This window comes from Mycobacterium sp. 050128, from assembly GCF_036409155.1.
Classification (GTDB): Bacteria; Actinomycetota; Actinomycetes; order Mycobacteriales; family Mycobacteriaceae; genus Mycobacterium.
In genome coordinates, this window is sequence record NZ_JAZGLW010000004.1 from 224,786 (window position 1) to 248,038 (window position 23,253).

General features: G+C 68.6%; 25 protein-coding genes and 1 riboswitch. Of the genes, 18 read left to right on the plus strand and 7 right to left on the minus strand.

The features are described 5' to 3' along the window. Positions 1 to 27: 27 nt before the first annotated feature. Together SKC41_RS24450 and SKC41_RS24455 are read left to right on the plus strand one after the other, a co-directional pair. The gene (locus SKC41_RS24450) at positions 28 to 1,392 is read left to right on the plus strand and encodes an EspA/EspE family type VII secretion system effector (protein ID WP_330980279.1); all 1,365 of its coding nucleotides are present in this window, start codon (positions 28 to 30) and stop codon (positions 1,390 to 1,392) included. 47 nt (positions 1,393 to 1,439) lie between these two features. Continuing rightward, positions 1,440 to 1,754, plus strand: a complete 315-nt coding sequence (locus SKC41_RS24455) for a type VII secretion target (protein ID WP_330980280.1) — start codon at positions 1,440 to 1,442, stop codon at positions 1,752 to 1,754. Between the two features lie 15 nt (positions 1,755 to 1,769). On the opposite strand, the gene SKC41_RS24460 is transcribed toward SKC41_RS24455, so the two are convergent. Genes SKC41_RS24460 through SKC41_RS24470 form a run of 3 tightly spaced genes read right to left on the minus strand, consistent with a single transcriptional unit; the run spans position 1,770 to position 3,792 of the window. Then, a complete protein-coding gene (locus SKC41_RS24460; RefSeq protein ID WP_330980281.1) occupies positions 1,770 to 2,642 on the minus strand; it encodes an SAM-dependent methyltransferase in 873 nt (290 codons plus the stop codon). A 5-nt stretch (positions 2,643 to 2,647) separates the two neighbouring features. Continuing rightward, complete coding sequence (locus tag SKC41_RS24465) at positions 2,648 to 3,481, minus strand: mycofactocin-coupled SDR family oxidoreductase (protein WP_330980282.1); 834 nt, start codon at positions 3,479 to 3,481, stop codon at positions 2,648 to 2,650. Beyond that, a complete protein-coding gene (locus SKC41_RS24470; protein ID WP_330980283.1) occupies positions 3,478 to 3,792 on the minus strand; it encodes a putative quinol monooxygenase in 315 nt (104 codons plus the stop codon). The genes SKC41_RS24465 and SKC41_RS24470 overlap by 4 nt, the downstream gene beginning before the upstream one ends. A gap of 208 nt (positions 3,793 to 4,000) precedes the next feature. Between SKC41_RS24470 and SKC41_RS24475 the strand changes: the two genes are divergently transcribed. Beyond that, positions 4,001 to 6,529: an FtsK/SpoIIIE family DNA translocase gene (locus SKC41_RS24475; protein ID WP_330980284.1), complete on the plus strand. Its 2,529-nt coding sequence runs from the start codon at positions 4,001 to 4,003 to the stop codon at positions 6,527 to 6,529. Positions 6,530 to 6,611: 82 nt separating this feature from the next. On the opposite strand, the gene SKC41_RS24480 is transcribed toward SKC41_RS24475, so the two are convergent. Next, a complete protein-coding gene (locus SKC41_RS24480; RefSeq protein ID WP_330980285.1) occupies positions 6,612 to 7,130 on the minus strand; it encodes an amino-acid N-acetyltransferase in 519 nt (172 codons plus the stop codon). A 56-nt stretch (positions 7,131 to 7,186) separates the two neighbouring features. Between SKC41_RS24480 and pgsA the strand changes: the two genes are divergently transcribed. From pgsA to pspM, 4 genes are all read left to right on the plus strand, one after another. Continuing rightward, a complete protein-coding gene (gene pgsA, locus SKC41_RS24485) occupies positions 7,187 to 7,777 on the plus strand; it encodes a CDP-diacylglycerol--glycerol-3-phosphate 3-phosphatidyltransferase (RefSeq protein ID WP_330980286.1) in 591 nt (196 codons plus the stop codon). Between the two features lie 61 nt (positions 7,778 to 7,838). Beyond that, positions 7,839 to 8,171 (plus strand): transcriptional regulator ClgR, encoded by a 333-nt coding sequence (gene clgR / locus SKC41_RS24490; protein WP_330980287.1) that lies wholly within the window; start codon positions 7,839 to 7,841, stop codon positions 8,169 to 8,171. A gap of 102 nt (positions 8,172 to 8,273) precedes the next feature. Further along, complete coding sequence (pspA, locus tag SKC41_RS24495) at positions 8,274 to 9,104, plus strand: phage shock protein PspA (RefSeq protein WP_330980288.1); 831 nt, start codon at positions 8,274 to 8,276, stop codon at positions 9,102 to 9,104. A 15-nt stretch (positions 9,105 to 9,119) separates the two neighbouring features. Then, a complete protein-coding gene (gene pspM, locus SKC41_RS24500) occupies positions 9,120 to 9,929 on the plus strand; it encodes a phage shock envelope stress response protein PspM (protein WP_330980289.1) in 810 nt (269 codons plus the stop codon). Here the strand turns inward: pspM and SKC41_RS24505 are convergent. Continuing rightward, complete coding sequence (locus tag SKC41_RS24505; protein WP_330980290.1) at positions 9,926 to 10,357, minus strand: limonene-1,2-epoxide hydrolase; 432 nt, start codon at positions 10,355 to 10,357, stop codon at positions 9,926 to 9,928. The genes pspM and SKC41_RS24505 overlap by 4 nt on opposite strands. A 50-nt stretch (positions 10,358 to 10,407) precedes the next feature. On the opposite strand from SKC41_RS24505, the gene SKC41_RS24510 reads away from it, so the two are divergent. Continuing rightward, entirely contained in the window at positions 10,408 to 11,574 is a 1,167-nt protein-coding gene (locus tag SKC41_RS24510) for a glycosyltransferase (RefSeq protein ID WP_330980291.1), read from the plus strand. A gap of 23 nt (positions 11,575 to 11,597) precedes the next feature. Beyond that, positions 11,598 to 11,792 carry a DUF3046 domain-containing protein gene (locus SKC41_RS24515; RefSeq protein ID WP_442931778.1) on the plus strand — a complete coding sequence of 65 codons (195 nt, stop codon included), beginning with the start codon at positions 11,598 to 11,600 and terminating at the stop codon, positions 11,790 to 11,792. Between the two features lie 97 nt (positions 11,793 to 11,889). Here the strand turns inward: SKC41_RS24515 and SKC41_RS24520 are convergent, their stop codons facing one another. After that, a complete protein-coding gene (locus SKC41_RS24520) occupies positions 11,890 to 12,564 on the minus strand; it encodes a (2Fe-2S)-binding protein (RefSeq protein WP_330980293.1) in 675 nt (224 codons plus the stop codon). A 43-nt stretch (positions 12,565 to 12,607) separates the two neighbouring features. After that, a riboswitch (cobalamin riboswitch) is annotated at positions 12,608 to 12,733 on the minus strand. Between the two features lie 167 nt (positions 12,734 to 12,900). Here SKC41_RS24520 and recA point away from each other — a divergent pair. The 4 genes from recA to SKC41_RS24540 are packed head-to-tail and all read left to right on the plus strand — an operon-like array spanning position 12,901 to position 16,616. Further along, positions 12,901 to 13,941, plus strand: coding sequence for a recombinase RecA (gene recA, locus SKC41_RS24525; protein ID WP_330980294.1), 1,041 nt, complete (start codon positions 12,901 to 12,903; stop codon positions 13,939 to 13,941). Then, a complete protein-coding gene (gene recX / locus SKC41_RS24530; RefSeq protein WP_330980295.1) occupies positions 13,907 to 14,428 on the plus strand; it encodes a recombination regulator RecX in 522 nt (173 codons plus the stop codon). Before recA ends, recX begins: the two co-directional genes overlap by 35 nt. 44 nt (positions 14,429 to 14,472) lie before the next feature. Further along, on the plus strand, positions 14,473 to 15,999 hold the full coding sequence (gene miaB, locus SKC41_RS24535; RefSeq protein ID WP_330980296.1) for a tRNA (N6-isopentenyl adenosine(37)-C2)-methylthiotransferase MiaB: 1,527 nt from the start codon (positions 14,473 to 14,475) through the stop codon (positions 15,997 to 15,999). Further along, a complete protein-coding gene (locus tag SKC41_RS24540; protein ID WP_330980297.1) occupies positions 15,987 to 16,616 on the plus strand; it encodes an Rv2732c family membrane protein in 630 nt (209 codons plus the stop codon). Before miaB ends, SKC41_RS24540 begins: the two co-directional genes overlap by 13 nt. Here SKC41_RS24540 and SKC41_RS24545 read toward each other — a convergent pair. Continuing rightward, positions 16,613 to 17,947, minus strand: coding sequence for a DUF349 domain-containing protein (locus SKC41_RS24545; protein WP_330980298.1), 1,335 nt, complete (start codon positions 17,945 to 17,947; stop codon positions 16,613 to 16,615). The genes SKC41_RS24540 and SKC41_RS24545 overlap by 4 nt on opposite strands. Before the next feature lie 255 nt (positions 17,948 to 18,202). On the opposite strand from SKC41_RS24545, the gene SKC41_RS24550 reads away from it, so the two are divergent. The 5 genes from SKC41_RS24550 to dapF all read left to right on the plus strand — a co-directional run bounded on the left by SKC41_RS24550 (position 18,203) and on the right by dapF (position 23,233). Beyond that, positions 18,203 to 19,105, plus strand: coding sequence for a DMT family transporter (locus SKC41_RS24550; RefSeq protein WP_330980299.1), 903 nt, complete (start codon positions 18,203 to 18,205; stop codon positions 19,103 to 19,105). Positions 19,106 to 19,550: 445 nt separating this feature from the next. Further along, positions 19,551 to 20,489 carry a DMT family transporter gene (locus SKC41_RS24555; RefSeq protein WP_330980300.1) on the plus strand — a complete coding sequence of 313 codons (939 nt, stop codon included), beginning with the start codon at positions 19,551 to 19,553 and terminating at the stop codon, positions 20,487 to 20,489. Positions 20,490 to 20,524: 35 nt separating this feature from the next. Continuing rightward, positions 20,525 to 21,220, plus strand: a complete 696-nt coding sequence (locus SKC41_RS24560; RefSeq protein WP_330980301.1) for a hypothetical protein — start codon at positions 20,525 to 20,527, stop codon at positions 21,218 to 21,220. Between the two features lie 108 nt (positions 21,221 to 21,328). After that, entirely contained in the window at positions 21,329 to 22,270 is a 942-nt protein-coding gene (gene miaA, locus SKC41_RS24565) for a tRNA (adenosine(37)-N6)-dimethylallyltransferase MiaA (protein WP_330980302.1), read from the plus strand. An 84-nt stretch (positions 22,271 to 22,354) separates the two neighbouring features. After that, positions 22,355 to 23,233, plus strand: a complete 879-nt coding sequence (dapF, locus tag SKC41_RS24570) for a diaminopimelate epimerase (protein WP_330980303.1) — start codon at positions 22,355 to 22,357, stop codon at positions 23,231 to 23,233. Positions 23,234 to 23,253: the final 20 nt, after the last annotated feature.

The window sequence follows — 23,253 nt, forward strand, 5'->3', positions numbered from 1 at the left end:
TTGCCGTTCAAACGAAGGGAATCTCGGATGTCCATCTTTGCTTCTGCCGCCAGGTGCATCGCCAGCCTGGCCAACCTGGGTCAGCAAGGCGCCGGCCTCGGCCTCGATTTCAGTGGCTGGAGCGGCTCTACGCCGGGCGCTGAAGGCTATGCGACGACAGCGACCAACACCGCGGCCGACCTGGGCTCGATTGGGGCCGCTATCGGCGGCAAGGTGATGTCTCAGTCCATCAAGAACATGTCTCAGGGTGATCTGATCCAGCTGCAGGCCCGGATGGGCGGGCAAAAGGGCGTTAACGACTTCGCCAAAGCGGCCAGCATCATCTCCTGGACCATCACCACCGTCCAGCTTTTGCAGCTGACGACCGGATTCGGAACGCCTTATGACGGCGCGTCCCTGCAAACCGGTTCGCAACAATTCACCTCGCTCGCCGGGCAGCTCAATTCCGCACTTCCCGACACCGAGTGGCAGGGCGATGCGTCGCAAGCCTATGCCGACCTGGACAAGGCGCTGCAGGCTGCGGCGCAGCAAATGGCCGACCTCGACGGCCAGCTGGCGGCCCTGGTGAAAAACCAGGGCGAGTGGGTCACCCATATGCAATTGGCCTTCAGCATATTGAACGGTCTCCTCACCACGGCCCTGATCATCGAGCTGATTCTCACGGTGGCGGTGCCGGCGCCGGCCGGCCCCGCCGTGGCGAAGATCTTCGCGATCACGGTTGCGAGTTTGGGGATTTCGGCCGCCGTGGGCTTCCTGGGGACTTTGCTCGGCTATTCGATCGAGAATGGCAAGAAGGCGGATGCGTTGGCCGAAAGCTACGCGGCGCTGGTCGCAGGGATCGTTCAAAACGATTCGGTCGCTCAGCCGAAGGTGACCGTCGCCGGCCAGTCCAACTCCGCGGTGTCGAGCTTCGAGGCCATCTCGGCCGGCCTGTCCGGGCCGTCCGCCAGCGCCGCCGCGCCCGCAGTCGCGCCGCCGGCCCGCGCGGCCGACGATCGCGCGCAACAACGCGTGCAGCGTGACGTCGCGGCACCGGCTGCACCCGCGGCACCCGCCGCGCCAGCGGCACCGGCAGCGCCCGCTTACGCCTCCGCGTCCGTGCCAACGGGCACCATGCCCACGCTTGTTCAGGCCGCCGCAATGTCCGGCACGAACCTGTCCGGTCGGGTGTCCCAGCCCGAAAGTCTGGCCAACCAGGCCAGGGCGCAGGTGCGCCAGCTTGCCCAGCAAGACCCACAGGAAGACGCCGCGGTGCCCGTCAACGAGGTCCACACCGACGAGGGTGCGGGCGCGAGTCGGGCGGCCCAGGGAACCGAGCGCGCACCGATCGGGGCGACACCCGCGGCTACCGCACCAGCGGAGGTGCCGAGCCCGTCCCAGCGCAGCGCGTGATTCGTTGCAGCCCAACGTGATTCATCAGGATTCAAGGAGAAGTAACCATGACTGATCTAGCCGTCACACCAGAACACCTCGACAAACTGGCGACCAAGCAAGACCAAGCGGCTACCCAGGCCTCTATCGCGGGGTCTGCGGGCTCCAATGTAGAAGTTGCCGTGTGGGTCACCCACGGTGTCGTCAGCGGGGTCTCCAACGTTGCCTTCACCAAAGCCGCTGCCGCGCGCAAGAAGACGGCCGACGCGATGAGCAAGGCGTCGACCGGGCTTGCCGGCAAGCTGCGCACCGCGAAGGCCGTTTACGGAAGCGCCGACGACGAAGCGGGCAAGAGTATCGACCGACAGCTTCTGGATCGCTGATCACGTCGAAACGCGTTAGACCTTCTCGGCGTAGGCCGACCATTCCAGTTGTGACGCTTTGAGTTTGCGGCCGGTGGGTGCGACGTAACGCGCGACCAGTTCGTCGGGTCCGGCCTGCTCGACCAGCCGCCAGCCGTATTCGGCGATGAAGTCGGCGACCTCGTCGGGCTCCAGGCCGAAATGCCAAAGTTGTTTGCGCTGGCGCACGGTGCGATACAACGTGCGGGTGCCGTAGCGATTCGTCCCGTCGATGAAGTCGCGGCGGACGTAGGTGAACACCAGCCGGCTGCCCGAAGCGGCGGCGCGCAATCCGTCGAGCGTTCGCCGCACGCCCTCTTCGGTGAGGTACTGTGTCACGCCTTCGCAGACGAAGAAGGCCCGGTAGTCGGTGCGATAGCCGTGCTCAGCCAGGGCGGTGAGCAGGTCATCGCGCTCAAAATCCAAGGCCACCAAGCGAACCGAGAGTGGTGGCCCGCCCAGAACCCGCCGCAGGGTCTTGGCCTTGCGGGCGATGTTGACCGGCAGGTCCACTTCGAAGACCGGCATTCGGACCCGCCGGTTCAGCAGGTAGGCGCGGGTGTCCAGCCCGGCGCCGAGGACGACCACCGCATCGATGTCGTCCAGCGACTCGGTGATCTTGTCGGCGATGAAACGCTTGCGGCAGGCCAGGTTTGCCCACAGGCCGGGGCCGCTGTATTCCGATGCGCGAATCATCAGGCGCCGGATCGGCGTGGCCCGGGTTGTCGCGACCAGCCAGCGCAGCGGCGCCGGCAAGAACAGATCCGCGAGGTCGTCGTCGACCAGCCGGCGCCCGGCCGGTTCGTTCTGCTCGACGGCGGCCAGCACCACGGGGCCGAAAGCGGTCTGCGCAGCTGGGTTTCGTGCCATGTCCGCTACTTGTTCAGGAAGCCCGCGTCGACCGGCAAGGTGACTCCCGTGATGTAGCGCGCCTGATCGGACACCAGCCACGCCACCGTGTTGGCGATGTCCTCTACGTCCAGCGTCTCCACCGGCATGGCGTTGCCCATCGCCGCGGGCGTGTCGGTCGCGGCGGCCATCTTGGCCAGCCATTCCCGGGTGAACTCGTTGTTGATCATCGGCGTATCCACCCCGGACGGGTGAATCGAGTTGACCCGAATCATCTCCCTCGCAAGCAGATTCGCGTATACCCGCATCAACCCCACCACCCCGTGCTTGGCGGCGACGTAGCCCACCGAACCGGCGTCCGCACTGCCGACGCCGGCCAGCCCGGCACTCGAACTGATCAGCACGATCGACCCGCCGGTGCCTTGGGCGACCATGGTCGGTATCGCGGCCTTGATCGTGTTGTAGACGCCGGTGAGGTTGACGTCGATGACATCGCGCCAGCCGTCGTCGCCGGATTGCATCGGCGCGATACCGGCGTTGGCCACCACGATGTCGAGGCGGCCGAGCTCCTCGATACCGGCCCGCACCGCGGCCGACAGCGATTCGCGATCGCGCACGTCGGCCTGTTTGGCGACGATGCGGGCGCCGGTGTCTTCGACAAGCTTGACGGTGGCCGCCAGGTCCTCGGGCGTGGCCAGCGGGTAGCGGACACTTGCGATCTGCGCGCACAGGTCGACGGCGATCACGTCGGCGCCGTCGCCGGCCAGTCGCACCGCGTGCGCGCGGCCCTGACCGCGGGCCGCTCCGGTGATCAGCGCGACTTTTCCGTTCAGCGGCCGGTGCGGGCCATCAGCGGTCACCGCCGCAGTTGTCCCTTATCCGCGTCGCCCGCGGGGACCGGCTGCAGCATCTTGATGTCGGGCGCCCCGGCGAGGTGCTCTCCGGCCGCGGTGAACATCTTGCCCACCGCGGGCGCGGTGCTGTGTGCCTTCAGCGCCTCTTCGTCGGCCCATTGCTCGACGAAGACGAAGGTCTCACCCGACTCGTGCACCGCATAGAGCTGGCAGCCGGGCTCGGAGTGCACCTCCTCGGCCGCGGTCTTGAGGATGTCGCGGACGGTGTCAACCGATTCGGGCTTGACGGTCAAGGTGGCGACGACGACGACGGGCATGCGGAGCTCCTTGAGGGATGACGGAGGCGATGATTGTCACCCTACTCACGCGACAGTGGCCGTCGTCAGCCTGCGTCCACCCGGATGGGGAGGGCCGCGGTCACAGTCGTTTCGGCACGCGAGGGCGCGTTGGTGACCGAATTGACATACTTTTGTGACCCGTGTGGCAGATGGTGAATATGGGGCTAATGCGACTAGGCTAGACCCCATGGCTAGTAAGACCGCTGCCCGCTCCGCAACCCGAACGAGCAGGTCAAAGGCCACTTCGCGCTCCAGCGGATCCCGAAGTGCGCGACCGGCACCTGCCCGCAAGAAGGCCGCCAAGAAGGCGCGCAGGCCGGCCAAGCGGCACAACCGGTCGCTGCTCGTCGCCGCCGGGGTGACCGGCGGGCGCGCGATGCGGGCTACTTGGCTGATGGCGGCGCGAGGCACCGGGGGTGCGGCGCGGTCGATCGGGCGTGCCCGTGACATCGATCCCGGGCACCGTCGCGACGGAATCGCGCTGGTGCTGCTCGGCTTTGCCGTGGTGATCGCCGCGAGTTCGTGGTTCGGCGCGGCGCGGCCGATCGGCGCGTGGGTCGACGAGGTGCTGCGCACGTTCATCGGAGCCGGCGTCCTGGCGCTGCCGGCCGCCCTGGGCGTGGTGGCGATCGTGCTGATGCGCACCCAGCCCAACCCCGAGGCGCGGCCGCGGCTGATCCTGGGTGCGAGCATGATCAGCTTTTCGTTGCTCGGTCTGCGCCACCTGTGGTCGGGTTCGCCCGGCGACCCCGAATTGCGCCGTCGCGCAGCAGGATTTGTCGGCTTCGCGATCGGCGGGCCGCTGGCCGACGGGCTGACGCCCTGGATCGCCGCGCCGCTGTTGTTCATCGGCGCACTGTTCGGGCTGCTGTTGCTGACCGGCACCACCTTGCGCGAGCTGCCCGAGATGATGCGGGCCCTATTCGGCACCCCGTTCGTGGACGACCTGTACGCCGATGAGGACGACCACGACTACGCCGACGACGCCGATGGCCAAGCGCGCGAAGACTTTTCCGACGGTTACTACGACGACGGCGCGCTCGACGAGGAGCCGAAGGCGTGGCCGTCGGCCGGCAAGCCCCCCGTCGTCCTCGACGACCCGTTGCCGGACGAAACGCCGACGGTTCCAGAACCCGCCTTGAAAGCCGGCGAGGCGAAGAGCCGCCGTCGTGCCGCCAAGAAGCCGGACACCCAGGTGCTGGACCGGGTGGTCGAGGGCCCGTACACGCTGCCGTCGCTGGACCTGTTGGTCCCCGGCGATCCGCCCAAGAAGCGCAGCGCCGCCAACACCGCGATGGCCGACGCGATCAGCGAGGTGCTCAACCAGTTCAAGGTCGATGCGGCCGTCACCGGCTGCACCCGCGGGCCCACGGTCACCCGTTACGAGGTGGAGCTGGGGCCGGGCGTCAAGGTCGAGAAGATCACCGCCCTGCAGAAGAACATCGCCTACGCGGTGGCCACCGAGAGCGTGCGCATGCTGGCGCCGATCCCCGGTAAGTCCGCCGTCGGCATCGAGGTGCCCAACACCGACCGGGAAATGGTGCGGCTGGCCGACGTGCTCACCGACCCGTCCACCCGCCGCGACCACCACCCGCTGGTGATCGGGTTGGGCAAGGACATCGAGGGCGAGATGATCTCGGCCAACCTGGCGAAGATGCCGCACCTGCTGGTGGCCGGCTCCACCGGTTCCGGTAAGTCCAGCTTCGTCAACTCGATGCTGGTGTCGCTGCTGACCCGCGCCACGCCCGAGGAGGTCAGGATGATCCTGATCGACCCGAAGATGGTGGAACTGACGCCCTACGAAGGCATTCCGCACCTGATCACGCCGATCATCACCCAGCCGAAGAAGGCGGCGGCCGCGCTGGCCTGGCTGGTCGAGGAGATGGAGCAGCGCTACCAGGACATGCAGGCGTCGCGGGTGCGCCACATCGACGACTTCAACGAGAAGGTGCGCTCCGGTGCCATCACGGCGCCGCTGGGCAGCCAGCGTGAGTACCGTCCGTACCCGTACGTCGTGGCGATCGTCGACGAGCTGGCCGACCTGATGATGACCGCCCCGCGCGACGTCGAGGACGCCATCGTGCGGATCACCCAGAAGGCCCGCGCCGCGGGCATCCACCTGGTGCTCGCCACCCAGCGCCCGTCCGTCGACGTGGTCACCGGGCTGATCAAGACCAACGTGCCGTCGCGGCTGGCGTTCGCGACGTCGTCGCTGACCGACAGCCGGGTGATCCTGGACCAGCAGGGCGCCGAGAAGCTGATCGGCATGGGCGACGCCCTGTTCCTGCCGATGGGCGCGAACAAGACCGTCCGGCTGCAGGGCGCCTACATCACCGACGACGAGATCCACGCCGTCGTCACCGCCTGCAAGGACCAGGCCGAACCCGAGTACACCGACGGCGTCACGACCGCCAAGCCGACCGCCGAGCGCACCGATGTCGACCCCGACATCGGCGACGACATGGACGTCTTCCTGCAGGCCGTCGAGCTGGTGGTGTCCAGCCAGTTCGGTTCGACGTCGATGCTGCAGCGCAAGCTGCGGGTCGGCTTCGCCAAGGCCGGCCGGCTGATGGACCTGATGGAGACACGCGGCATCGTCGGGCCCAGCGAGGGTTCCAAGGCGCGCGAGGTGCTGGTCAAGCCCGACGAGCTGGCCGGCACGCTGGCGCTGATCCGCGGCGGTGCCAACGCCGACGGCGGCGACGCCGGCGAGTAATTCGGCGAACGTGGCCTCACTGCGAAAAATCGGCCCAAATTTCGCAGCCACGTCACGTTCGGCGCGGGCCCTGGCGCGGCCGCTAGAGCAGTAGCAGCATCCGGGTGTTCCCCAGGATGTTGGGCTTGACGTAGCTCAGGTCCAGGAACTCGGCGACACCGATGTCGTAGGAGCGGCACATCTCCTCGAACACCTCGGCGGTGACCGGCGTGCCCTCGATCTCGGTGAACCCGTGCTTGCCGAAAAACTCGGTTTCGAAGGTCAGCACGAAGATCCGTTCCAGCTGCAGCTCGCGCGCGACGTCGAGCAGACACTGGACGATCGCGTGGCCGACACCATGGCCCGTCGCGGCGGGGTCGACCGCGACGGTGCGGATCTCGCCGAGGTCCGACCAGAACACGTGCAACGCCCCACAGCCGACCACCTTGCCATCCAGCTCGGCCACCCAGAACTCCTGGACGGCCTCGTATAGCGTCACCAGGGCTTTTTCCAGCAGGATCTTGCCCGCATAGGTGTCGACGAGGTGCTTGATCGTGGGGACGTCGGATGTTCGCGCGCGCCGGACGACCACTTGCTGGTTATCCCGAGAACGTTCGGTCACGGGTATCAGTATTGACATCGGGGGCGGCTGTGCTGGTCAACCGTTATTCTGATGCCGTGTCGGGTCAGCCGCAGACAGGACCGGTGGCGGGACGCGTCAGCATCGCCAACCTGGCTAACGTCCTCACGCTGGTGCGGCTGGTCCTGGTTCCGATCTTCCTGCTCGCGCTGTTCGCCGGCGGGGGCCACGAAACCGTCGCGCGGATCGTGGCTTGCGTGGTGTTCGCGGTGGCGTGTATCACCGACCGGCTGGACGGCCTGCTGGCCCGCAACTATGGCATGGCGACCGAATTCGGTGCGTTCGTCGATCCGATCGCCGACAAGATGCTGATCGGGTCGGCCCTGGTCGGACTGTCGATGCTGGGCGACCTGCCCTGGTGGGTGACAGTGCTGATCCTGGTCCGCGAGATCGGCGTGACGCTGTTGCGACTGGCCGTGATTCGCCGCGGCGTCATTCCGGCCAGCTGGGGCGGCAAACTCAAGACCGCGGTCCAGGCGCTGGCCATCGGGCTGTTCGTGCTGCCGCTGTCGGGGGGATTCCTGGTGGCGGCGTCGGTGGTGATGGGTGCCGCGGTGGTGCTGACCGTGCTCACCGGGATCGACTATGTGGCGTCGACCGTCAAGGAAGTGCGACGGACGGGAACCTAGACGGCGGCTGGTGGCGTTGACCTGATGAAGCAGGTTTGCTCTGGAGACGAAGGAGAGCAGGATGTCGCCATTGGTGCGCGAGGTCATTGGCGAGGTGCTGCGCCTGGCCCGAACGACACAAGGACGAACGCTGCGCGAGGTATCGGACACGGCACGGGTGAGCCTCGGCTATCTCTCCGAGGTGGAGCGCGGCCGCAAGGAGGCCTCCAGCGAGCTGCTGAACGCCATCTGCGACGCGCTGGACGTCCCGCTATCGACGGTGCTCACCGACGCCGGTGAGCGGATGGCGGACGAGGAACGCGCGGCCGCACAGACGGCCGAGGCCAGCGCGTCCAGCATCGACGCCACCACGAAGGTCGTCATCCCGCAGGTCGCGTCGTTCGCGGTGGCCTGAGGGTGGGGCGAAGGGCTCCAACCCGTTAAATTGAGCGGCAGGGTGATCGCCAGGGCTCAGCAGGGGTCCTCCGGCACACAGAAGCGAAGGTGGAGCTAACTCATGGCCAATCCGTTCGTCAAAGCGTGGAAATACGTCTTGGCGCTGTTCAACGCGAAGATTGACGAGCACGCCGACCCGAAGATCCAGATTCAGCAGGCCATCGAGGAAGCCCAGCGCACCCATCAGGCGCTGACCCAACAGGCCGCGCAGGTGATCGGCAACCAGCGTCAGCTGGAGATGCGGCTCAACCGGCAGCTGGCCGACATCGAGAAGCTGCAAGTCAACGTGCGTCAGGCACTGACGCTGGCCGACCAGGCCACCGCCGCCGGAGATGCCGCCAAGGCCACCGAGTACACCAACGCCGCGGAGGCGTTCGCGGCCCAGCTGGTGACCGGGGAGCAGAGCGTCGAAGACCTCAAGACGTTGCACGACCAAGCCCTGGGCGCGGCGGCGCAGGCCAAAAAGGCCGTCGAACGCAACGCCATGGTGCTGCAGCAGAAGATTGCCGAGCGCACCAAGCTGCTCAGCCAGCTCGAGCAGGCCAAGATGCAGGAACAGGTCAGCGCGTCGCTGCGGTCGATGAGCGAGATCGCCGCCCCGGGCAATACCCCGAGCCTCGACGAGGTGCGCGACAAGATCGAACGCCGCTACGCCAACGCGATCGGCTCGGCCGAACTGGCGCAGAACTCCGTGCAGGGCCGCATGATGGAGGTCCAGCAGGCCAGCGTGGAGATGGCGGGTCACTCGAGGCTCGAGCAAATTCGCGCGTCGATGCGTGGCGAGGCCCTGCCGACGGGTGGAACCGCCGCGGCTCCCGGAGCCACGCCGGCCACCCCCGCGCCGGCCGAGGGTGCCGGCGGACAGGTGGCCGAGAAACCCTTTGGCCAGTAGCCCGGTCGGTGTGACATGGCGGTGAAGGCAACGCAGCGCGGGCTGTGGCGCGCTCTGCTGCAGCAGGGGCTGGACACCGCCGCCGACCTGACCGGCTTCGTCGCCCAGAAGATCAGCGCGGCCGCCGACCCGCGCGCGCGGCTGCTGCGCCGCCGCCGTCGTGCGCTGCGGTGGGCCTGGATCTTCACCGTCGGCAGCGTGTTCTGGGGATTGGTCACGGCCGTGCTGGCGTGGTGGGGCTGGTTCGTATTGCTGTTGCAGATCACCGGCGGGATCGCGGTCCTCGAGACGATCCCCGCGACGCTGCTGTTCTTCCGCTATCACTGGCTGAAGGCCGAGCCGCTGCCGGCCAGCCGGCCCGCCAATGCCCGCCGGCTGCCGCCGCCCGGCTCCGCTGCGCGACCCGCGATGTATGCGCTGGGCGCCTCCGAGCGCGGGTTTTTCTCGCTGTTGGGCGTCATCGAGCGAGGCGCCATGTTGCCGGCGGACGAGATCAGCGACTTGACCGCCGCGGCGAACAGGACCTCGGCGGCGATGGCGTCGACCGCCGCGGAGGTGGTGTCGATGGAGCGCGCAGCGCACAATTCGGAATCGTCGCGCGCGTATCTGGTGCCCAGCATCAATGCGTTCACCGCGCAGCTCAGCGCCGGCGTCCGGCAGTACAACGAAATGGTCACCGCCGCAGCGCAATTGGTTTCCTCGGCGAACGGTGACGGGTTAGCCGATGCGCACCAGCGCTACCGTGCCGAGCTGGTCGAGGCTACCGATCGCCTGACCGGCTGGGCCCAGGCGTTCGACGAACTCGGCGGATTACCGCGTCGTTAGAACGACGCTTTGAGCGACGGCAATACCAGCGCCGCCACCCCGCGCAGCAACGCCTTAGTCATGTCGAAGAAGTCAAAGTAGTCCCGCCACAACGTGATTCGCCCGTTGTGGACCTCGAACACGCCACACACCCAGAACTGCAGGCGCAGCGGGCCCAGGATCAGCGCATCGCTGCGCTCGGTGAGCACCGCGGCGCCGTCGGCGGCAATGCGGTGAATCTTCACCTCGAACCCCGCGCGACCGTCCATGCGGCGGAACAGCTTCATGGCGCGGGCGCGGCCGTGGATCGTCGGCAATCCGACGTTTTCGTAGACGAGGTTGTCGTCCAGCGAGGCATCCGCGGTGTCGAAGTCCGCGTCCATCAGGGCGTTCAGAAAAGTCTCGACCGTGCGCGTGTTCGCGACGGCTGTTCCAGTCAGCTCGGTCATGGGTGCCAGCGTAGGCGCGCGCCCGTTGGGCGCTGTGGCAGGGTAAGGCGGTGCGAGTCGCGGTGGTCGCCGGGCCGGATCCCGGGCACTCGTTTCCCGCGATCGCGTTGTGTCAGCGCTTCCGGGACGCGGGCGATGAGCCGACCCTGTTCACCGGCGAGGAATGGCTGCAGCCAGCCCGCGACGTCGGCATCGGGGCGCGCGCGCTCGACGGGCTGGCCGCGACCGACGAGGACCTCGACGCCGGGGCCCGACTCCACCGGCGCGCGGCCCGAATGGCGGTGCTCAATGTTCCGGCGCTGCGCGACCTGGCGCCCGACCTGGTGGTGTCCGACGTCATCACCGCCGGTGGCGGGATGGCCGCCGAGCTGCTCGGGATCCCGTGGATCGAGCTGAACCCGCACCCGCTGTACCTGCCGTCCAAAGGATTGCCGCCGATCGGCAGCGGGCTGGCGCCGGGTACCGGCGTTCGCGGCCGGCTGCGCGACGCCACGATGCGGGCGCTGACGGCACGGTCGGTGCGCGCGGGTCTGCAGCAGCGCGAGATCTCCCGGGCCGAGATCGGCCTGCCGGCGCGCGATCCCGGGCCGCTGCGACGACTGATCGCCACGCTGCCCGCACTGGAGGTGTCCCGCCCGGACTGGCCGGCCGAGGCCGTCGTCGTCGGGCCGCTGCACTTCGAGCCGACCGATCGCATCCTCGAGGTCCCGGCCGACTCCGGGCCGGTGATCGTCATCGCGCCGTCGACCGCCTTGATCGGGACCGAGGGTCTGGCCGAAGTCGCGCTGGGGTGCCTGACGCCGGGCGAGACGTTGCCGGCGGGCTCGCGCCTGCTGGTGTCGCGGCTGGACGGACCGGATCTGGCGGTGCCGCCGTGGGCGGTCGTCGGGCTGGGTCGACAGGACGAGCTGCTCTCGCATGCCGACCTGGTGATCTGCGGCGGCGGCCATGGCATGGTGGCCAAGACGCTACTGGCCGGGGTGCCGCTGGTGGTGGTTCCCGGCGGCGGGGATCAGTGGGAGATCGCCAACCGGGTGCGGCGACAGGGGAGCGCGCGGCTGATTCGGCCGCTGACCGCCGATGCGCTGGTGGAGGCGGTCAACGACGTGTTGTCGACGCCGGGCTACCGGGAGGCTGCGCGCACCGCCGCCTCCGGCATCCATCGCGTCGCCGACCCGGTTCGGGTTTGCCACCAAGCGCTGGCGCTCGCGAAATAGCCGGGCTCGGTATGTTGGCTGGCGTGCGGCTGACGGAGTTCAACGAGCGCGTAGTGCTGCGATTCGGCGCCGCCTACGGCGCATCGGTACTGGTAGATCACGTGCTGCCGGGTTTCGGCGGCCGGACCGCCGCGCAGGCGATCGAGGACGGCATCGAACCCCGCGACGTCTGGCGGGCGTTGTGCGTCGACTTCGACGTGCCGCGCGAACAGTGGTGAGCTCTTAGCTCACCGGCTCTCCGTTGAGTGCGCACCTCGAGCGCCTTACCCCCGCACTCGCCGCCTGGGAGGCACACTCAACGCCCGGGAGGCACACTCAACGCCGGGTCGAGCGCGGTGCCTGGGGAAACACGCAGTCACCGCACACCGATCGCCCGGGCAGGCGATAGAACAGGCAGCAGCTGTCGCGCGTGAAGCCCAGGTGTGAGCCGGTGATGGCGCCGGATCCGGACAGCACGCCGGTGTCCAGCAGGGATGCGGTGATCTCGACGATCCGCGCACGCAGGTCCGGTCGGGCCGCGAGCAGCGCCCGTGACGCGCCGACGAGCGCGGACGCGATGTTGCCCGCCAGCAGGGCGGGCGCCAGTGTGACCCGCAAGCCGGCCGCGAACGGCTGCATATGCTGTTGCACCACCAGGCGATACGACTCGGCCGCGATGTCCTCGACCGGCTCTCCGATGGGCTCGGGTAGGCGCAGCTGCGCCCCGTCGTCGGCACGTTGCAGGTGTTGCAGGTCCGGGACGACGCCGTGGGCCAACGCGCAGGCCAGCACCGGTGACCACAGCCGGGTGGCGTGGCCGAGGTGGACCAGGGAGGCGCCGATCCGCAAGTCCGTCGTGTGGTAGCGCTTGGCTGTGGTGTCGATCAAACCCGCAAAGCCGTCGCCGTAGTCCTGGCGGACCGGGTGCCAACCTGGCGCCCCGCCGCCCACGGTCAGTGCGAAAAACCCTTTGTAGGAAGATATTTCGGCAAGCTCGCCGGAGATATCCATGCGTGCGCATCCGGCCTCTCTGGGGAGGTCCGCCCCAGCGTCTAGTGAGGAAGCGCCGGCGGTGAGTATCTGGCTCGCGGGGCAAGAATGCGCCCGATCACAGTGGCGGGACCGCACCGGATTCGCACCGGTTTCCTCTTCATGCAGGCCCGTCGGCACCCTGTCGGTAGCCGATATTGCCACACGCAACCGCCTACGGCGTGTCAAACTTGATTCGAACAGGTGTTCGTCTACCGTGGTGATCACGCGAAGAAGACGACTTGTCGGTGGCCATCTCTAGTGTCACGGCCAACCGACCGATAACGGTCAGAAGAACACCGACTATAGGAGAGCACCATGGTGCAAGCCCCCGACCGCGAGAAGGCTCTCGAACTGGCGATGGCCCAGATCGAGAAGAGCTATGGCAAAGGCTCGGTGATGCGTCTCGGCGACGAGCAGCGTCAGCCGATCTCGGTCATTCCGACCGGATCCATCGCATTGGACGTGGCTCTGGGCATCGGCGGACTGCCACGCGGCCGGGTCGTGGAGATCTACGGCCCGGAATCCTCGGGTAAGACGACCGTCGCCCTGCACGCGGTGGCCAACGCTCAGGCCGCCGGGGGTGTCGCGGCGTTCGTCGACGCCGAGCACGCTCTGGACCCGGACTACGCCAAGAAACTCGGCGTCGACACCGATTCCCTGCTGGTCAGCCAGCCCGACACGGGGGAGCAGGCCCTCGAGATCGCCGACATGCTGATCCGCTCCGGCGCCCTGGACATTCTGGTCATCGACTCGGTGGCCGCATTGGTGCCGCGCGCGGAACTCGAGGGCGAGATGGGTGACAGCCACGTCGGGTTACAGGCCCGGCTGATGAGCCAGGCGCTGCGGAAAATGACTGGCGCACTGAACAATTCGGGGACCACCGCGATCTTCATCAACCAGCTCCGTGAGAAGATCGGGGTGATGTTCGGCAGCCCCGAAACCACCACGGGTGGAAAGGCTTTGAAGTTCTACGCGTCGGTGCGCTTGGATGTGCGCCGGATTGAGACACTCAAGGACGGCACCGATGCGGTCGGTAACCGCACCCGGGTCAAGGTCGTCAAAAACAAAGTGGCGCCGCCGTTCAAGCAGGCCGAGTTCGACATCCTCTACGGCCGCGGCATCAGCAGGGAGGGGTCGCTGATTGACATGGGTGTGGATCAGGGCTTCATCCGCAAGTCCGGTTCCTGGTTCACCTACGAGGGCGAGCAGCTCGGCCAGGGCAAGGAGAATGTCCGCAACTTCCTGGTGGAGAACGCCGATATCGCGAACGAGATCGAGAAAAAGATCAAGGAAAAGCTGGGCATTGGCGCGGTGCTGACCGATGACGACGTCCTCCCCGCCCCCGTCGATTTCTGAGCCTGCCCGCGAAGAGCAGGCGCGGGCGCTGTGCCTACGCCTGCTCACCGCGAGGTCGCGCACGCGGGCCGAGTTGTCCGGCCAGCTCGCTAAACGCGGGTATCCCGGCGACGTCAGTGCTCGGGTGCTCGACCGGCTCGCCGCCGTCGGGCTGGTGGACGACCGAGACTTCGCCGAGCAGTGGGTGCGGTCCCGGCACACCAGGGCGGGAAAAAGCAGGCGTGCGTTGGCCGCCGAATTGCACACCAAGGGCGTCGACAAAGAGGTCATCAACACCGCACTGGCCGGGATCGACGCCGGTGCCGAGCGGGGCCGGGCCGAAGAACTGGTGCGGGCCAAGCTGCGGCGGGAAACGCTGAGCGGGGACGACGCGCGGATCACCCGCCGGCTGGTGGGCATGCTGGCCCGCCGCGGCTATGGCCAGAACCTGGCCTGCGAGGTTGTCCTCGCCGAGCTGACCGCCGAACGGGAACGCCGCCGCGTCTAGCTGGGGGTTCATGGGGCAGGCCCCGGTCGCCGTACCATGGCCCCGTGACTTCGACAGTGGCGCCGGACGCCGCGAGCCTGGCCGGGCCCGCGGCGGGGTCGGGGCGCACCTATCAAGTCCGCACCTACGGATGCCAGATGAACGTCCACGACTCCGAGCGGTTGGCTGGTCTGCTCGAGGCCGCCGGCTACCGACGCGCCCACGAGGGCGCCGACGCGGATGTGGTGGTCTTCAACACCTGCGCGGTGCGCGAAAACGCCGACAACAAGCTGTACGGCAACATCAGCCACCTGGCCCCGCGCAAACGCGACAACCCCGACTTCCAGATCGCCGTCGGCGGCTGCCTGGCCCAGAAAGACCGAGACTCCCTGCTGCGCAAGGCGCCATGGGTCGATGTGGTCTTCGGCACGCACAACATCGGGTCGCTGCCCACCCTGCTGGAGCGGGCCCGGCACAACAAAGTCGCCCAGGTGGAGATCGTCGAGGCGCTGCAGGAATTTCCCTCATCGCTGCCGAGCGCCCGCGAATCTGCCTATGCCGCTTGGGTTTCCATCTCTGTCGGCTGCAACAACAGCTGCACGTTCTGCATCGTCCCGTCGCTGCGCGGCAAGGAGGTCGACCGCAGCCCGGCCGACATCCTCGCCGAAGTGCGATCGTTGGTGGCCGATGGCGTTCTAGAGGTCACGCTGCTCGGGCAGAACGTCAACGCCTACGGTGTCTCGTTCGCCGATCCCGCCGTGCCCCGCAGTCGCGGCGCCTTCGCCGATCTGCTGCGGGCCTGCGCAGACATCGACGGACTGGAACGCGTGCGGTTCACCTCGCCGCACCCGGCCGAGTTCACCGACGACGTCATCGATGCGATGGCCCAGACGCCCAATGTGTGCCCGGCCCTGCATATGCCGTTGCAGTCGGGGTCGGACCGGATGCTGCGGGCAATGCGGCGCTCGTACCGCGCCGAGCGCTACCTCGGCATCATCGACCGCGTGCGGGCGGCGATGCCGCACGCGGCCATCACCACCGACCTGATCGTCGGATTCCCCGGCGAAACCGAGGAGGACTTCGCGGCCACTCTCGACGTGGTGCGCCGGGCCCGGTTTGCCGCCGCGTTCACCTTCCAGTACTCGAAGCGGCCCGGAACCCCGGCCGCCGAACTCGACGGGCAGCTGCCGAAAGACGTTGTGCAGGAACGCTATATGCGGCTGATCGAACTGCAGGAGCAAATCTCGTTGGAGGGCAACCGCGAACTGATCGGCCAGCGGGTCGAATTGCTGGTCGCCACCGGCGAAGGCCGCAAAGATGCTCGCACCGCTCGCATGACCGGGCGCGCGCGCGACGGCCGACTGGTGCACTTCACCGCCGACACCCCGGTGCGCCCCGGAGACATCGTCACCACCGCGGTCACCGAGGCCGCGCCGCACCACCTGATCGCCGACGCCGGCATCCTGACCCACCGCCGCACCCGGGCCGGTGACGCGCACGCCGCCGGACGGCGCCCGCGCGGGATCGGTTTGGGCATGCCGGGCATTGGGCCGGCGATTCAACCAGTCGAAACCCAGGGATGTGCCCGATGACGAAAGAACACACGGACTTTGATGCGCTGCGCGCCGAGATCGAGGCCGCAGAACGCCGCGTTGCCCGCGAAATCGACCCCGGTCCAAGGGCATTGATCGTCGCCATCCTGGTGTTCGTGCTGCTGGGATCGTTCATCTTGCCGCATACCGGCCACGTCCGGGGCTGGGATGTATTGTTCAGCAGCCACGGCGCCGGTGCGGCCGCGTTGTCGCTGCCGTCGAAGGTATTCCTCTGGTTAACACTGGTTTTCGGCGTCGGGTTCTCGATGCTGGCATTGCTGACCCGTCGCTGGGCGCTGGCCTGGATCGCGCTGGCGGGCTCGTCGATAGCCAGCGCGACCGGCCTATTGGCGGTGTGGTCGCGCCAGACCGCGGCCGCCGGTCATCCCGGCCCGGGGATCGGGCTGTGGATCGCGTGGATCACGGTGATCCTGTTGACGTTCCACTGGGCCCGCGTGGTGTGGTCACGCACGATCGTGCAGCTCGCGGCCGAGGAGCAGCGGCGCCGGATCAGCGCCAAGCAACAGTCCAGGACGCTGCTGGAGACCCTGGGGGACCAGGACACCCCCGATGGTCCCGATGCCGAGGCGCCGCCAGAGCAGGCGGCGGGCCGCTAGGACCTGCGGGTCAGCGCCTGGGCGGCCGCTTGGGCCCACTGCCGCCACTGTTCGGCGTTGGCCTGTGCCTCTTCGGCTTCCTTGGTCCGGCCGGCGGCGGCCGCCTTGCGGGCCTGCTGCTCGTAATGCTCGGCGCGGGTGGCGAACTGCTCGGCACGGGCCTGCGCCTCGGGATCAGACCAATTCGATTCGCCGGCGTCGCGCACCTTCTTCTCGACGGCACGCAGCCGCCGCTCCAGATCGGCTGACCGTTCCCGGGGCACCTTGCCGATCGCGTCCCATCTGTCGGCGATCGACCGCAATGCCGCCCGGGCGGCTTCGTGGTTGCCGGTGTCGATCTTCTCGGCCTCGGCCAGCAGCGCCTCCTTGGCGGTGGCGTTGGCCTGGAACTCCTGATCCTTCTCCGCCGTCACGGCATTGCGGGCGGAGAAGAAGGCGTCCTGGGCGGCCTTGAAGCGCTTCCACAGCGCGTCGTCGACCTCACGGGTCGCGCGCCCCACCGATTTCCACTCGGTCAGCAGCTTGCGGAATTCGGCGCTCGTTGCGGCCCAGTCGGTCGAAGTGGCCATCTCCTCGGCTCGCTCGCACAGCTGCTCCTTGGACTGCCGCACGCCCGCGCGCTCGCGATCCAACTCGGCGAAGTGCGAGCCACGCCTGCGGTTGAACGCTTCGCGCGCCGCCGAATAGCGCTTCCACAATGCGTCGTCGACCTTGCGATCCAGTCCGGTGATCGTCTTCCACTCATCGAGAATCTCGCGCATCCGGTCCCCGGCGAGCTTCCAGTGCGTCGAGTTGGCGGCCAGATCCTCGGCCTCGGCGGCCAGCGCCTCCTTGCGGGCGGTCTGTGCGGCTCGATGCTCGTCGCGGCGGGAGCGGTCGGCGGCGACCGAGGCCTCGGCGTGCTCCACCAGCACGGTCAGCCGGCCGGCGAGCGCGTCGACATCACCCAGCACCGAGGCCGTCGGCAATGTCTCGGCCAGCGCGGCCGCGTTGGCCTTGATCTTGCGGGCATCGCCGCTCCCGGAGGCCAGCCGCTCCTCCATCAGCGTGACCTCGGTGCTCAGGTCCTCGAATCGCCTGCCGAAGTGGGCGAAGGCGGCCTCACGGTCGCCGGCCTGCCAGGAGCCGATGATGCGTTCGCCGGCCGAGCTGACCAGCCACACCGTCCCGTCGTCGTCGACGCGTCCGTACTGATGCGGATTGCTGGCCGGTGGCAACACCACCGGGTGGGCGCTGGGTCGCGGTGTCGGGCCCGGGCGGGGACCGGGTCGCGGCCCGGGACGTGGTGCCGGGATGGGCGCATCGCTGGAGCGGGGCTCGTCATCGGTCATGCGCTCGTCACCATCTCTTGCACCCTTTCGCGCGCTCGCTGTTCCCGCGCACCTGCCGCGCGTAGCGGCACCTCTACGGTCGGGAGACTTGCTGCGATCGACAGCCGCTCCGTCACCGATTCCACCAGTATTCAAGCAGCTTGGCGGGCCGTATGCCGCAACCTGATCGTCACCGCCTTGACAGCCTCTGTGAAACAGTGTGGGCACCCGGCATTTTTACGGTGATCGGCCCTCGACTTCGGAGAGAAACCGCACATGGACAAGGTGGACATCGCCGCGTTGCTCGCGTTGAGTTCGGCGCTGTGCGTCGCCATCGGCGACGTCCTCCAGCAACGCGCGACGCATCGGATTACCGACACCTCACTGGGGCAGCTGCGGCTGTTCGCCAAGCTGGCCCGCAACCAGCGGTGGCGGTGGGGTGTGCTGATCCTGATCGGGAGCATCGCGTTGCAGGCGGCCGCGCTGGACCAGGGGTCGGTGTTGCTGGTGCAGGCGCTGCTGGTCCTGTCGTTGCTGTTTGCCCTGCCGATCGGCGCGCGGCTTGCCCAGCGCAGGGTTTCCAGCCGGGAGTGGATCTGGGCCACGGTGCTGACCGCCGCGGTGTGCGTGATCGTCACCGTCGGCAATCCGCGGGCCGGTCATTCGACCGTGTCGCTGCAGACCTGGGCCTACGTGGCGGCGGTGCTCGGACCGTTGCTGATCGGGTCCATCGTCACGGCCCGTATTCGGGGCGGCACGCTGGCCGCGGTGCTGTTCGCGTTCGTGTCCGGCTCGCTGTGGGGGATCTTCGCGGTGCTCACCAAGGGCGTCGTCCATCGGCTCGGCGAAGGCGGCGCGACGGTGCTCGCCAGCCCGGAGCTCTACGCCTGGCTGCTGGTCGCGCTCGGGGGATTCACCTGGGAGCAGTCGGCGTTCCGGGCCGGCGCGCTGACCGCGTCCATGCCGACCCTGCAAGTGTCGCAGCCCGTCGTGGCGGCTTTGCTGGGTGTCGTCGTCCTCGGCGAGACGCTGAATACCGGCCGCGGCGGCATGGTTGCCCTGATCGCGGCCGCGGTGGTGGTGGCGGCGGCCACCGCCGAACTCGCCCGCGTCGATGCCGTCGCGACCAGCAAACGTGTCCAGGCCGCGTTGGGTGATGCCGCCGAACAACCGGCGTAGGACGCGGATAACGGTTCGATTCCACCGTTGCCGGAGCCGTAGGGCGGGCACGCGGCGCCCGGTACCGTGTTAGTGACAATTGGTGTTGTTGGTACTTGTGGGGCTAGAGGGGGCGCGACAAGATTGCCAGGGGTGGGGTCCCCGCGGCGGCGGATTGAGCCCGCGACTACAGCGGTGGCGATCGTCGTCGCCGCGCAAGCCGCGGTCGCCGGGCTTGTGACACCATGGGAGCGAGTTCATCGGTCCTATCGGGCGTCACCAGCCAGCCACAGCCTTGCCACAGGCTCTACACAGGTTCGTGAACTATTTGTTGCGCAGGACCGTTTCTTCCCAAGTGGCGCGGGCAATTTCGACGCTCACACAACGGAAACGGCTCCGAAACGGGTAGCGAATACCCGTCGCAGATGATGGCCCTCGTGGCCACGGGCCGGGGAGGAGGTCGCAGGTGGAGAAGACGGATATCGCGGTTATTCTCGCCCTGCTCGCCGCGTTCGCGTCGGCACTGGGCAATGTCGTCCGTCAGCGTTCAGCGCAGGAGATCACCGACAAGCCGGTGGGCCACCTCGAGCTCTTCCGGATGTCGGTGCGTGACGGCAAGTGGTGGCTGGGCGCCGGCGGGGCCATCGCGAACTACGCCCTGCAGGCCGCCGCTTTGACGCTAGGCTCCGTCATGCTGGTCACGTCATTGCAGGTCACGGCGCTGCTGTTCGCGCTGCCGATCTACGCGCGGATGACCCGGCGCTCGGTCACCCGCTGGGAATGGACCTGGGCGCTGCTGCTGGCCGCCGCGTTGGCGGTGGTCGTCGTCGTCGGTGATCCGGATCCCGGCGCCTCGCGCGGCTCGGTGCAAACCTGGGTGGTGGTGGCCCTGGTGATGGGCCCGGCGCTGGTGTTCTGCGTGTGGGGCGCGCGGAAGTGGCCCGGCTCGGTCGCCGCGGTACTGCTGGCCATCGTCGCCGGTTCGTCGTTGGCGCTGTTCGCGGTCCTGACCAAGGCCGTGGTGGTGATCGTCGGAGACGGCGTCGGTGCGCTGTTGACCGCGCCCGAGTTCTACGCGTGGATAGCCGCTGCCCTCGCCGGGATGATCTTCCAGCAGTCGTCGTTCCGTGCCGGCTCGCTGACCGCCTCCCTGCCGACGTCGGTGGTGGCCAAGCCGGTCGTCGGTTCGATCCTCGGTATGGCCGTGCTCGGTGAGTACCTCGACTGCAACGGAACTGCGAAGGTGGTGCTCGCGGTTGGTGTCGTGGTGGTGGTGGTCGCGACCGTGGCTCTGGCCCGCGGTGAGGCGGCGACGATGTCGAGCAGCTTCGCGGAGAAGCTGGCGAAAAAAGCGCTGCGCCGATCGGCTGAGGCGCGCCTCGCCGAGGCGGAGTGCAGCAGCTGACGGTCGGTTTGGCGGGCGTCGATTAGTTTGATGTCGTGCTGAGCGCCATTGCGATCGTTCCCTCCACGCCGTTGCTTGTTCCCGAGCTCGCCGGGGTGGCGGCCGCCGAATTGGCCGACCTGGCCACGGCGGTGCTGGCGGGGGCCGCGCTGCTGCCGCCGCGGTGGGTCGTGATCGGCACGGGCGACGCCGACGATGTGGTGGGCCCCAACGGGATCGGCAGCTTTGCCGGCTACGGCGCCGATGTGCGCGTCCGCCTATCGCCGCGGGCCGCCGAGCCCGCCGATGTGGTGGCCGACTTCCCGCTCAGCGCGTTGATCGCCGGTTGGCTGCGCGGCCGGGTCCGGCCCGAGGCCGCCGCGCAGGTTCGCGTCTACCGCGGCGACCACGACGTCGACACCGCGCTGGACATGGGCCGGCGGCTACGGGCCGAGATCGACCAGGCGTCCGATCCGCTCGGCGTGCTGGTTGTCGCCGACGGCGCGAACACCCTCACCGAGGGTGCGCCCGGCGGCTTTGACCCCGCTGGCCCCGACGCCCAGCTGGCCCTGGCCGACGCGTTGGCGAACGGCGACAGCGCCGCGCTGGCCGGGCTGCCGGAGCAGATCCTGGGGCGGGTCGCATTCCAGGTGCTGGCCGGGCTGACCGAGCCGGGACCGCGTTCGGCCAAGGAGCTGTACCGGGGAGCGCCCTACGGTGTGGGGTACTTCGCCGGAGCCTGGCAGCCATGAGACCCGCGGCGATCGCAAGCTCGGCGGTACGCCGGGCGCGGCGGGTCGACGCATGAGACCCGCGGCGATCGCAAGCTCGGCGGTACGCCGGGCGCGGCGGGTCGACGCATGAGACCCCTGGCGATCATCGGCCCCACCGGGACCGGCAAGTCGCAGCTGGCCCTCGACGTCGTCGAGCACCTCAGCGGCGAGGTGGGTGCCGAGATCGTCAATGCCGACGCCATGCAGTTTTACCGCGGCATGGACATCGGGACCGCCAAGCTGCCCGTCGACGAACGCCGCGGCATCCCGCATCATCAGCTCGACGTCCTGAATGTCACCCAGACCGCGACCGTCGCCCGCTATCAGCGGGCCGCCGCTGCGGATATCGAGGCGATCGCGGCCCGCGGTGCGGTGCCGGTCATCGTGGGCGGCTCGATGCTCTACGTCCAGTCGCTGCTCGACGACTGGACCTTTCCCGCCACCGACCCCGCGGTGCGGGCGCGCTGGGAACAACGGCTCGCCGAGGTCGGCGTGGGCGTGCTGCACGCCGAGCTGGCCCGTCGCGACCCGGCCGCCGCGGCGGCGATCCTGCCCACCGATGGCCGCCGCACGGTGCGTGCGCTCGAGGTTGTCGAGCTCACCGGCCAGCCGTTCGCGGCGTCCGCGCCCCGCATCGGCGCTCCCCGCTGGGGCACCGCCATCGTCGGATTAGATTGTGAAACAACCCTTCTCGACGAGAGATTGGCCCGCCGCACCGACACCATGTTCTCCCAAGGCCTGGTCGACGAGGTGCGGGCGCTGCTACTCGAGGGCCTGCGCGACGGCGTCACCGCGTCACGCGCGCTCGGCTACGCGCAGGTGCTCGCCGCGCTCGATGCCGACGATCCCGCAGCGTTGCGCGACGCGCAAGAGCTGACGTTCGTGGGCACCCGCCGCTATGTGCGACGGCAACGGTCGTGGTTTCGCCGCGATCACCGCGTGCACTGGGTCGACGTGGGCGCCGCGACCGAGTCGGACCGCGCCCGTGTCATCGCCGACACCGTGCGGGCGTGGCGGCACGTACCCTGAACAGGTGATCCGCGCCAATGACGAAGACCCTGGCATGGCCGGGGTTGTGGGGGCACCTCCCGCGTGCGGGGGCGAATGGCGCACATGATCTTCGCCAAGGGCCACGGCACCCAGAACGACTTCGTGCTGCTGCCCGACCTCGACGCCGAGCTGCCGCTCACCCCGGCCGGCGTGGCCGCGCTGTGCGACCGCCACCGCGGGCTGGGCGCCGACGGCGTGCTGCGGATCACCACCGCGGGTGCCGCCCTGGAAGCCGGCGTGCTCGATCGCCTGCCCGATGGTGTCGGCGCCGACGACTGGTACATGGACTACCGCAACGCCGACGGCTCGACCGCGCAGATGTGCGGCAACGGCGTGCGGGTGTTCGCGCATTACCTGCGCGCCAGCGGCCTGGAGACGCGCGACGAGTTCGTCGTCGGATCGCTGGCGGGGCCGCGGATGGTCACCATGCACCACGCCGACACCACCAACGCCGACGTCACCGTCGACATGGGCAAGGCCAACCGGATGGGTAGCGGGGGGGCGGCCTACGAGGTCATCGTCGGCGGCAGGCGCTTTCGCGGGTTGGCGATCGACGTCGGCAATCCGCACCTGGCGTGTGTCGACCCGCAGCTGAGTAGCGACGAGCTCGCCGCGCTGGACGTCGCCGCGCCGGTGCACTTCGACCGGGCGCAGTTCCCGGAAGGCGTCAATGTCGAAGTACTCACCGCGGCGGCCGGAGGCGTGGTGCAGATGCGGGTCCATGAGCGCGGGGTCGGCGAAACCCGTTCGTGCGGAACCGGAACCGTCGCGGCCGCGGTGGCCGCGCTCGCCGACGCCGGGGCCGACACGGGCACGCTGACTGTCCGGGTGCCCGGGGGCGACGTCGTCGTCACCATCACCGACGCCACCAGCTACCTGCGCGGGCCGTCGGTGCTGCTGGCCCGTGGCTTAGTAAGCGAGGACTGGTGGAACGCTCAATAATTCGAATGCACGCCACGGGT

Bases quoted from the DNA above. Each gene is read 5' to 3' on its own strand.
- SKC41_RS24450 (WP_330980279.1), top strand. From the start codon at position 28: ATGTCCATCTTTGCTTCTGCCGCCAGGTGCATCGCCAGCCTGGCCAAC.
- SKC41_RS24455 (WP_330980280.1), top strand. From the start codon at position 1,440: ATGACTGATCTAGCCGTCACACCAGAACACCTCGACAAACTGGCGACC.
- SKC41_RS24460 (WP_330980281.1), bottom strand. From the start codon at position 2,642: ATGGCACGAAACCCAGCTGCGCAGACCGCTTTCGGCCCCGTGGTGCTG.
- SKC41_RS24470 (WP_330980283.1), bottom strand. From the start codon at position 3,792: ATGCCCGTCGTCGTCGTCGCCACCTTGACCGTCAAGCCCGAATCGGTT.
- SKC41_RS24475 (WP_330980284.1), top strand. From the start codon at position 4,001: ATGGCTAGTAAGACCGCTGCCCGCTCCGCAACCCGAACGAGCAGGTCA.
- clgR (WP_330980287.1), top strand. From the start codon at position 7,839: ATGTCGCCATTGGTGCGCGAGGTCATTGGCGAGGTGCTGCGCCTGGCC.
- pspA (WP_330980288.1), top strand. From the start codon at position 8,274: ATGGCCAATCCGTTCGTCAAAGCGTGGAAATACGTCTTGGCGCTGTTC.
- pspM (WP_330980289.1), top strand. From the start codon at position 9,120: ATGGCGGTGAAGGCAACGCAGCGCGGGCTGTGGCGCGCTCTGCTGCAG.
- SKC41_RS24505 (WP_330980290.1), bottom strand. From the start codon at position 10,357: ATGACCGAGCTGACTGGAACAGCCGTCGCGAACACGCGCACGGTCGAG.
- SKC41_RS24520 (WP_330980293.1), bottom strand. From the start codon at position 12,564: ATGGATATCTCCGGCGAGCTTGCCGAAATATCTTCCTACAAAGGGTTT.
- recA (WP_330980294.1), top strand. From the start codon at position 12,901: ATGGTGCAAGCCCCCGACCGCGAGAAGGCTCTCGAACTGGCGATGGCC.
- recX (WP_330980295.1), top strand. From the start codon at position 13,907: ATGACGACGTCCTCCCCGCCCCCGTCGATTTCTGAGCCTGCCCGCGAA.
- SKC41_RS24540 (WP_330980297.1), top strand. From the start codon at position 15,987: ATGTGCCCGATGACGAAAGAACACACGGACTTTGATGCGCTGCGCGCC.
- SKC41_RS24545 (WP_330980298.1), bottom strand. From the start codon at position 17,947: ATGACCGATGACGAGCCCCGCTCCAGCGATGCGCCCATCCCGGCACCA.
- SKC41_RS24550 (WP_330980299.1), top strand. From the start codon at position 18,203: ATGGACAAGGTGGACATCGCCGCGTTGCTCGCGTTGAGTTCGGCGCTG.
- miaA (WP_330980302.1), top strand. From the start codon at position 21,329: ATGAGACCCCTGGCGATCATCGGCCCCACCGGGACCGGCAAGTCGCAG.
- dapF (WP_330980303.1), top strand. From the start codon at position 22,355: ATGATCTTCGCCAAGGGCCACGGCACCCAGAACGACTTCGTGCTGCTG.